An 8,601-nucleotide genomic window follows, 5' to 3' on the forward strand; every position below is an offset into this window, starting at 1 on the left:
ATTCATAGTAGGGTTGATTCATAGTAGGGTTGATTCATAGTAGGGTTGATTCATAGTAGGGTTGATTCATGAATCAACCCTACCCCGACGTCGGAGGAGAGAACTAATCTAAGGATAGGCGGTTAAAATGCGTTTTAGCTTATTCCCTATCTCAACAACAAAATTAATAAATAGAGACGTACCGTAGATAGTACGTCTCGACGCTCTCAAAGTTTTACAGTTCTTTTAACTTCGATCGCAATTCCTCTAATTCTGCATCCACTACCGAATCCCTGACGGGGGTTGCTTGGGGTAAAGTGGGTTGACTAGAAGCTGTACCCGGTAATGCTCCCCCGGACATTTGTGCTTTCAGCATTGCTAATTCATCCTCCACATCGCTACCCGATTCTAGTGCAATGAATTGACGTTCCATGTCGCTACCAGTGATTTCACCGATCGCTTGACTACGGGCTTCTATCTGCACAACTTTTTCTTCCATGCGCTCAAAAGCGGACATGGAACTACTGGTATCGATACTGCCGAGGGTTTTTTGGATTTCTTCGTTAGCTTTTGCGGCTCTGGAGCGAGCTACTAACATATTTTTCTTGGTTTTTGCCTCAGAAATCTTACTTTCGAGCGCGATCAAGTTTTTTCTCAGACTTTCTACCTGTACCGTTTGCTGATCCAGTTGATTTTTGAGAATGGCGGCGGTTTCCGTGAAATCTTTCTTGCGTTTAAGAGCTTCCCTGGCGAGAGTTTCATCCCCTTTAGAAAGGGCTAATTTGGCTCTTTGTTCCCATTTATTGGCTTCTGACTGGTCTTTGCTGTATTTTTGTTCCGTTTGTCGCTGTTCGGCGATCGCTCTAGCGACCGCTTGACGTACCTGTACTAGATCCTCTTGCATATCACTGACAGCTTGTTCCAGCATTTTTTCTGGATCTTCAGCCTTGCTCACCATATCATTGAGGTTAGCTCGGACAACTCGGCTAAGGCGATCGAATAAACCCATGACGCTCTTGTTCCTCTCGGTGTGTACTAAATCAGTTAACTGTTCTTAAAATTTCCTATCTTGCCTAACGGCTTATTATCCAATTTGACACTCTCCGCCCTAAAAGTGCGGAGATTCTTGGGCTGAATCCGGCCTCTACTAACTAAGTTAGCTTTGGACTTACAGTTTCATATCTAGTCCGACTACACCTATAAGGCAAGCACTCTTAAAGACTACTCCCCAAGCGTAAATTTCTGTGTGTCCCACAGTATTTAATTGTTTGGCGTTCTGACAGTTTGGACTTAATTAAACACCATTGACTGTTAGAAATTTTCAGATCACGGAGTAGGACGTTTAACCTGTTTGCTCACGTTCTCACGGTCGGAACCACCTGTGGGTATTTTAGCACAAGGCCATCCTAAAAGGACGGGGTTTTCAACCCAAATTTCTGATCAACCACAGAAGCAATCAGCAGTCAGTATTCATGAGTCAGATGTGAGTTTTCAGTTCACTGATTACTGTTTACTGTTCACTGTTCACTGAAAATACACCCCACTTCCCACATCACCCATCCAAGTTTTCTTGTTTTAACTTGAGTAATTCCGCTTCAATTTGTTTTTGTCCCTCCAAATCTTGGAATTGTCGCTCTAAGGGGTCTTTATACCCGATTAAATCGGCTTGGGATTCGGCTTCTAAGACTTTTGCTTCTAATTTCTCGAAAATAGTCCCCATCTGACTGCTGTTCAAACTGCCCATAATTTCTTGAGCTTTTTGACTGGCACTCGCCGATCGCAATCTGGCCACATAAAGGCTTTTCTGTGCTTTCATCTCAGCATATTTGCGTTCAATTGTCAAGAGTTCTTTCTTTAACTTTTGTATAATAGCCGTCTGTTGTTGCAGGGAGATTTGTAGGGGGGCGATCTGACTTTGATAGGTTTGCCATTGGCTGAGAGCTTGGCGGGCGAGTTCCTCGTTACCGTGATGTAGGGCTAATTGGGCGCGTTCGTGCCAAGTTTGGGCCGCTTTTTCCTGTTGTTGTCGTTGGCGCTCGGTACGTTTCTGGGTAGCGACGGCTGCCGCCAGGGCTTGTCGCATTTGCATCAATTCCCCTTCCATCGCCAAGATCGCCTTTTCCAGCAGTTTTTCTGGATCTTGATTTTCCTGAATCAGACTATTGACTTGGGCGCGAATTGCTTGACCCATGCGATCTAACAAACCCATTGCCGTCCTCCCGATAGGAACCCTAATAGTTTACCGAAGTGCCGCTCCTATCAATAATGATAGAACTAGGGACGGGGGACTGGGAGGGATCGGCTGTTTCTGAAGGTGCCGGACTACTGGGAGAAGGGGATGCTTGTAATTCTGGCGGTAACTGTTTCATTAACTCCACCGTCTCCTGTCGGTTTTGATTGGCCAAGCGACGGGCTTTTTCCCGTTGAAAAAAGGGTAAATTAGCGGGTGATTCTTCTCTTTGACGCAATTCCTCCAACATTCGTTCGTTAATGATCGCGGTCGAGGGGGCGGGGGTAACTTGGGGCGGTGGTGGCGGTGGTGCAGAAACTAGGGAAGATACGGGCGGGGTGCTGGGGTTCGGGGTGGCGACGGGTAAAGATTGCTTGATCTTACTGACGGGTAATTGATGGGCCGGCATGAGGGACGGTGGCGGATTCGGGGGTAAGAGGGCATTAGTCAGATTGATAGCGGTGGGGGGACTCTGAACCACTGGTGGGGCGGGAATGTTAGCGATCGGGCTAGTTTTAAGGGGAGGAGCGGGAATATTAACGATCGGACTGGTTTGAGGAGTTTTCTGTACCGGACGAGCGATCGCTATCAATCGATCAAGGTGGCGGGAGTTATTTTGGCGCTGCTCGAGGGGGGAATTCTCAGTTTTCCTCGGGGTGGGGGTAGTATTGGTTAACCATTGATTGAGACTGAGGAGACTATTAGCAATTAAAAAGATCACCATTGCCCGGATACCCCAAGGGGTAAAAAAGACATCTTCAGCTTGGGGATAGACGTTAATGACAGCAGCTTCTAGGTATTCTGCTTCCCGAGCGGGATCGATGGCTGAACTGGGTTGATGGACGATCGAGAGAGGGGAATCTTGGGGGGATGGGGATCGATCGGATTTCATGAGGGTATTAAAGGTTATGCTGAAAAGTTAGGGGGTTTTTTCGTCCTAGTGTACCGTGGTATTCCCTAGATTTTCCCTATGTCTTTACATTCTCTTGACAAAATTTTGGCGGTTATTACTCAACAGGCGGGTTGGGAAGAATATCGCCACTATGATCAAGTGCTGCAATTGTGGCCAAAAATTATTAATCCCCGTCTGCTTGAGCAAACCCGGCCTTTTTCCCTGAGTTGCGGGGTTTTATCGGTGGCTACCAGTAGCGCCGCTTTAGCACAGGAATTGTCTTTACAACGCTATAGCTTATTAAAACGGCTTAATAGTCAGTTAGAGACTCCCTTGGGCGATATCCGCTTTTCTGCTGCCCGTTGGCAGCAGGATAGTCAGTTAATTCCGCTAGAAGCGATTGCGCCTAATTCCCTCAGAGATCATCCTAGCTATGTCACCCCAGAAAAACCGCCAGAAAATCCCCAGCAACCGGACATTTTAGAGACTTGGAGCCAGAAAATACGTCATAGAACCCGATCCTGGCCAATTTGCCCTCGTTGTCAGTCTCCCACTCCCTCCGGAGAGCTTGAGCGTTGGCAATGTTGTGCTTTTTGTTTTGCCCAGTCGGGCGGGGTAAAAGATGCAATTTTTTTATAGTATTGTGGAAAGAGTGGTTTTGAGTCAGGAATCAATTGGCCGATCTTTTCTGTCTTAATTGAACCTGTATTCATCAATTCTATCGAGCTAAGGCTTGATCCCCGTTCTGTTATTGCTGATACTAGACCCAATAACCTCGGCCACAACTGAGTTGAACTCTTCAGTTTTGAGACAGTGCTGCTTTTTGCAAAGTAACTATTAAAAGATTCTAAAAATAAAATTTTTTTTGGGGATCACTAAAAACTATATGGCATATCAGTTCTAGCTGTGGTAGTCAGGAAAATACCCTTGGCACAGGGTAGGACAATATTACACAGAGCGAAAAGAGAGTCATCCCTTGAGTTCCTTATAATCATCTTCCTTTTAAAGCCAACCCATGCAAGCCGCAAACTTTCTTACCTCTTCCTGTCGATACTGCCGATACTATCAAACCCAAGGTCGGCGCGGTGGCACTTGTCAACAACTAGATGTTCCCGTCGAAGCTCATTGGAAAGCCTGCGCTCTAGCGATGCCTCCTTTTAGTACTGAATGGCAACAACTCAATCGGGTGGTTAGTTTAGAACAGTCTCTAGAATTAACCTGTACAGTGTCGCCAACTCCCGTGGTGGTTTCCCCTAGTCGTCATGCTCCCCGACAACCGACGGCAGTTTAGAAGATCCGGGGCCTAAACAGGAGCAAAAAATTGGCGTTGCCCATTAAAAATATGAATTCACCCTCCCACATCTTTCAGGGCGCTATTTTTGAGATAATAGATCAGTTAATTGCCAAGATAAAGCTAGGAAAGGCAGAATTGCTGTAGAAAGTATTCAGGAGTTGAGAGTTGGGGTTTTAGGGTTTTGGGGTATTAGTTGAAATTCCCCTATCTCCCTATCTCCCCGCACCCCACTTCCCACACCCCACTTCCCGATAATTAATGTCGCCAGAATGCCCCCGATGACTTCTAATCATCCCCTGAAAATTGGTATAGTTGGGACAGGGTTCGCCGCTCAACGTCGCGCTGAAAGCTTGCAAGCGGATGATCGCGCCCAGCTTTTGTATGTTAGCGGTAATAGTGCCGAATCGATCGCTAATTTCTCGCAAAAATACCAAATTTCTGCCCTAGATTCGGCAGTAAGCCTGGCCAGCCATCCCGATCTCGATCTGATTGTCGTTGCCAATGTTAATCAGGCCCATGCCTCGATCGCCCGTACTGCCTTAAAATCCGGTAAGCACGTTATCGTCGAGTATCCCCTAGCTTTTCACCCGAAAGAGGCGGAAGAATTAATCACCCTAGCCGAAACCGAGAACAAATTACTGCACGTCGAACATATTGAACTTTTGGGGGGACTGCATCAAACCCAACAGCAGTATTTAGCCGGCCTCGGCAATATCCACCTAGCCCGTTATACCACGATCGCCCCCGGCAGACCGGCACCCCGGCGCTGGACATTTCATCGGGATTTATTCGGTTTTCCTTTGATCGCTGCCCTTTCTCGTATCCATCGCTTTACTAATTTATTTGGAGAAGTGGAGTCCGTATCCTGTCATTGTCGTTATTGGAATGCTCCAGAATCCGATTATTTTCTGGCCTGTTTGTGTGAGGCGCAGTTATTATTTAAAAATGGCTTAATTGCTGAAGTTACCTACGGTAAAGGCGAAGTTTTTTGGCAAAATGAGCGAACTTTCACTATTCATGGCGAGGGGGGCAGCTTAATTTTTGAAGGGGAAACAGGGCAGTTAATTAATAGTGAAGGTAGCCAAGCTTTAGAAGTGGAAACCCGTCGCGGTCTTTTTGCCAAAGATACCGCCATGGTGCTAGATTATCTGTTCGATCTGGCTCCTCTTTATGTTACTCCCCAAGCCAGTCTTTATGCCCTAGAAGTGGCCTATGCTGCCTATCAATCTTCTTTGTTGGGAAAAACAGTTTTTCTCGCGGACAATTAAACCGAATTAGACTTTTTGAATTAACTTTCTGCCTAGTAAACCCTGGGGACGAACTAACAACATAATAAAGAGAATAGCAAAAGCGATCGCCTCTCGATAACCGGAATATTCTGCGGGAACAAAAGCTTCGGCAATACCCAATAATAAACCACCGATTACCGCTCCGGGGATACTTCCCAATCCCCCTAAAACAATCACTCCTAAACCTTTTAATCCGAAAGCAATACCGAAATAGGGGCCAGCGATACTAACACTAGAACCGACTAAAGTTCCTGCTAAACCTGCCAAGGCACCACTAATAAAAAAGGTAATCACGATAAATTTTTCGGGATTGATACCCAACAAACTGGCCGTGGTGACATCTTCAGCTACCGCTTGTAAAGCTTTGCCCATTTTGGTGAAATTAACCCAATAAGTTAGCAAAGCCACCATAACTGCTGAAACCAGAAAAATAATAATCTGAATTGTGCGAATTGCCACGGGGCGATCAGCTGTACCGAAATTAATTGCGGGGGGAAGATTGCCATAAATACCATCGGGAAAAGTATAAATTTCTGCCCCGAATAAGTATTGAATGACATTGACAATCACCACGGCTGCCCCTAGGCTAGAAACCAGAGTTAAGAGAGAATCGGAACCCCGTACCCGGAGGGGTTTAAAGGCCAATCTTTCCAGAAGAACCGAGGTGAAACCTGAAAGGATACAGCCTAGCAAGAGTGCCAAAAAAAAGGGTAAGGAAAAGGGTAATTTGGCATTAGCCAATAAACCATTAAAACCGAAAACTCCCCCCGCTAGAGCGTAGGTAAAATAGGCACCGAGGGTAAAAATTGCGCCATGGGCAAAATTGATAATCCCTAAAATGGAAAAAATCAAAGTGTAACCGAGGGCAAAAATAGCATAGACACTACCGATCGATAAACCGTTTAAAACCTGTTGAAAAATCGTTACTAGATCCATTGTCAGGGTTAGCTAGGGTAACTTTTGATTATAACTGACGGTCGCCACCACATCCGGTAAAGGACGCTGCAGTTTATATAACCAGAATAAACCGAAAATACCGATAGCGATCGCTCCTAAACTAATTATTTGCGCCATTTTTAGAGGCCCAAACATTAAACTATCGGTGCGTAGCCCCTCGATCCAGAATCTACCTAGACTGTAGGCGATAAAATAGACTAGGGTAAGGGTGCCAATTTTTAATTTACTAGGGTGTTTTAAACCCCAGAAAAATAGATAGATAAGTAGGGCAAAAACTGCCAGATTCCAGAGAGATTCGTAGAGAAAGGTGGGATGAAAATAATCGACGGCGATATATTCTAAAGGACGACTAGCCGGAGGAATAAACAACTTCCAAGGTAAATTAGTCGGACTGCCAAAAGCTTCCGAATTAAAAAAGTTACCCCAACGTCCGATCGCTTGACCGAGAATAACTGAAGGGGCCACCAGATCGAGTAATTGCCAAAGAGAAACCCGATTAATGCGGGCAAAAATTAGGGACGCCAGCAAACCCCCGATAATTGCCCCGTGAATGGCGATACCTCCCTTCCAAATGGCGATAATATCAGCAGGATTTTGCGCGTATTCTTGCCACTGAAAGAGAACATAGTACAGACGGGCTGCAGGTATGGCCCCCACTACTAACCAAATGGTCAAATCAGCGATTAAATCCGGATCGATCGCTCTTTTTTGGGCGAGGTACTGGGAGAGGGTGACACCCAATAATACCGCCATAGCGATGAGGAATCCATACCAGCGCACCGAAATCGGTCCGATCTCCCAGAGGACGGGGCCGGGAGACTGAAAGACAAAACCTAAGAGCATAAAATTATTAAGAATAAAAAATTTTATCTTTCCTATAGTATCTTATGCTATGATGGAATAAGCTGACATATTTGCGGATGTGGCGGAATTGGTAGACGCGCTAGATTTAGGTTCTAGTATCTTTTCGATGTGTGGGTTCGAGTCCCTCCATCCGCATTAACCTTCGGGTCGATGAAGTGTAACCTGATTTGGTATTGACGACCGACGACCCAAAAGGGAAACTTGTTAATTTCCCTTTTTGAGCCTCCAGTTCAGATTTATTTTTTCAGCTGACTTCTTACCCAATTCCGAAATGCTTTTACTAACTCTAGGTAATCTGTCTGGCCAGCTTGTTGTAAAAATATAGCAATCTCTGAAATAGGAATATTTATAAAAAATTGACTGGTTGGGGAGGTGATATAACTGCCATTTTGTAATTGTTGGATAACCAGAGATTCCCCATTATAAACCCAAACCTCTGCCACGCCTAGATCTGCATAAACCTGAAGGCGATTTTGAGAACTGCTGGTGACATCAATTTCTATGACTAAATCCGGTGCAGGGTCTTCATTTAAGTCCAGTCGCTTTTTCCCCCGAACCGCCTCAATATTATCAATGTAAAAACATTCATCCGGTTCTGCACCGCTTAATTGAGGGCGTTTAAAGGTGGTAGAACCAAGGGGATAAATCGGGACTGCTGATTCTTCCGCTAGGGTTTCGACAAAGCGACCGATGAGGGTTTTACTAAATTCGTGTCCGGTCGAAGGAGCCATGATTTCTAAATTGCCACGATTGTAGGTCAGCCGCAGACGGCGATCGCTCATTTCTTCTAGCAGCGTTTCGTAGGTTCCCCAGCTAATCCCGGACAGGTGAATTATTTCAGCCGGTGGTGCGAGCAGTGTTACAGTCATAGATTCAAGCAAAAATACCCTGCTTCTATAATAATCAAAGGGTGAGCATTGCCCACCCCTACTTAGGGTTTGCTGAATAAATCTAAAAACCTTGTTGGATAAAGTTTTTAGACTTTTTTGACCTCAAAAAGTGCCGAACTTTGGAGTGAGTGGGGGGAAAATCCCTGGACTTGTTTCCTGAAAATTAGGTAATTGACCACCTGAAAATGTGTAAAACCCCACACCCC

At 45.4% G+C, this 8,601-nt stretch carries 9 protein-coding genes and 1 tRNA gene; 4 read left to right on the forward strand and 6 right to left on the reverse strand.

Features of this window, described 5'->3' with window-relative positions; translation table 11 throughout:
* Positions 1-214: 214 nt before the first annotated feature.
* The 3 genes from PX636_RS01845 to PX636_RS01855 all read right to left on the reverse strand — a co-directional run bounded on the left by PX636_RS01845 (position 215) and on the right by PX636_RS01855 (position 3,101).
* On the reverse strand, positions 215-988 hold the full coding sequence (locus PX636_RS01845; RefSeq protein WP_288116044.1) for a PspA/IM30 family protein: 774 nt from the start codon (positions 986-988) through the stop codon (positions 215-217).
* A gap of 543 nt (positions 989-1,531) precedes the next feature.
* Complete coding sequence (locus PX636_RS01850; RefSeq protein ID WP_061431474.1) at positions 1,532-2,188, reverse strand: PspA/IM30 family protein; 657 nt, start codon at positions 2,186-2,188, stop codon at positions 1,532-1,534.
* 22 nt (positions 2,189-2,210) lie between these two features.
* A complete protein-coding gene (locus tag PX636_RS01855; RefSeq protein WP_288116045.1) occupies positions 2,211-3,101 on the reverse strand; it encodes a hypothetical protein in 891 nt (296 codons plus the stop codon).
* Positions 3,102-3,179: 78 nt separating this feature from the next.
* Between PX636_RS01855 and PX636_RS01860 the strand changes: the two genes are divergently transcribed.
* From PX636_RS01860 to PX636_RS01870, 3 genes are all read left to right on the forward strand, one after another.
* Entirely contained in the window at positions 3,180-3,740 is a 561-nt protein-coding gene (locus tag PX636_RS01860) for a DciA family protein (protein WP_125731200.1), read from the forward strand.
* Positions 3,741-4,116: 376 nt separating this feature from the next.
* Positions 4,117-4,392 carry a hypothetical protein gene (locus tag PX636_RS01865; protein WP_288116048.1) on the forward strand — a complete coding sequence of 92 codons (276 nt, stop codon included), beginning with the start codon at positions 4,117-4,119 and terminating at the stop codon, positions 4,390-4,392.
* Positions 4,393-4,664: 272 nt separating this feature from the next.
* Positions 4,665-5,663: a Gfo/Idh/MocA family protein gene (locus tag PX636_RS01870; RefSeq protein WP_288116050.1), complete on the forward strand. Its 999-nt coding sequence runs from the start codon at positions 4,665-4,667 to the stop codon at positions 5,661-5,663.
* A 6-nt stretch (positions 5,664-5,669) separates the two neighbouring features.
* Here PX636_RS01870 and PX636_RS01875 read toward each other — a convergent pair whose 3' ends face one another.
* Positions 5,670-6,620, reverse strand: coding sequence for a branched-chain amino acid ABC transporter permease (locus PX636_RS01875; protein ID WP_002757675.1), 951 nt, complete (start codon positions 6,618-6,620; stop codon positions 5,670-5,672).
* 12 nt (positions 6,621-6,632) lie between these two features.
* Positions 6,633-7,484, reverse strand: a complete 852-nt coding sequence (gene lgt / locus PX636_RS01880; RefSeq protein ID WP_288116052.1) for a prolipoprotein diacylglyceryl transferase — start codon at positions 7,482-7,484, stop codon at positions 6,633-6,635.
* Between the two features lie 73 nt (positions 7,485-7,557).
* On the opposite strand from lgt, the gene PX636_RS01885 reads away from it, so the two are divergent.
* Positions 7,558-7,640, forward strand: a tRNA-Leu gene (locus PX636_RS01885).
* 101 nt (positions 7,641-7,741) lie between these two features.
* Here the strand turns inward: PX636_RS01885 and PX636_RS01890 are convergent.
* Positions 7,742-8,374, reverse strand: a complete 633-nt coding sequence (locus PX636_RS01890) for a Uma2 family endonuclease (RefSeq protein ID WP_288116054.1) — start codon at positions 8,372-8,374, stop codon at positions 7,742-7,744.
* Between the last annotated feature and the right edge of the window lie 227 nt (positions 8,375-8,601).

This window comes from Microcystis sp. M53598_WE2, from assembly GCF_030067735.1.
GTDB classification, from domain to species: Bacteria; Cyanobacteriota; Cyanobacteriia; order Cyanobacteriales; family Microcystaceae; genus Microcystis; species Microcystis aeruginosa.

What these genes read in the sequence shown, in the direction of transcription:
- PX636_RS01860 (WP_125731200.1), top strand. Translation starts at nt 3,180, where the DNA reads ATGTCTTTACATTCTCTTGACAAAATTTTGGCGGTTATTACTCAACAG.
- PX636_RS01875 (WP_002757675.1), bottom strand. Translation starts at nt 6,620, where the DNA reads ATGGATCTAGTAACGATTTTTCAACAGGTTTTAAACGGTTTATCGATC.
- PX636_RS01850 (WP_061431474.1), bottom strand. Translation starts at nt 2,188, where the DNA reads ATGGGTTTGTTAGATCGCATGGGTCAAGCAATTCGCGCCCAAGTCAAT.
- PX636_RS01890 (WP_288116054.1), bottom strand. Translation starts at nt 8,374, where the DNA reads ATGACTGTAACACTGCTCGCACCACCGGCTGAAATAATTCACCTGTCC.
- PX636_RS01855 (WP_288116045.1), bottom strand. Translation starts at nt 3,101, where the DNA reads ATGAAATCCGATCGATCCCCATCCCCCCAAGATTCCCCTCTCTCGATC.
- PX636_RS01845 (WP_288116044.1), bottom strand. Translation starts at nt 988, where the DNA reads ATGGGTTTATTCGATCGCCTTAGCCGAGTTGTCCGAGCTAACCTCAAT.
- PX636_RS01865 (WP_288116048.1), top strand. Translation starts at nt 4,117, where the DNA reads ATGCAAGCCGCAAACTTTCTTACCTCTTCCTGTCGATACTGCCGATAC.
- lgt (WP_288116052.1), bottom strand. Translation starts at nt 7,484, where the DNA reads ATGCTCTTAGGTTTTGTCTTTCAGTCTCCCGGCCCCGTCCTCTGGGAG.
- PX636_RS01870 (WP_288116050.1), top strand. Translation starts at nt 4,665, where the DNA reads ATGCCCCCGATGACTTCTAATCATCCCCTGAAAATTGGTATAGTTGGG.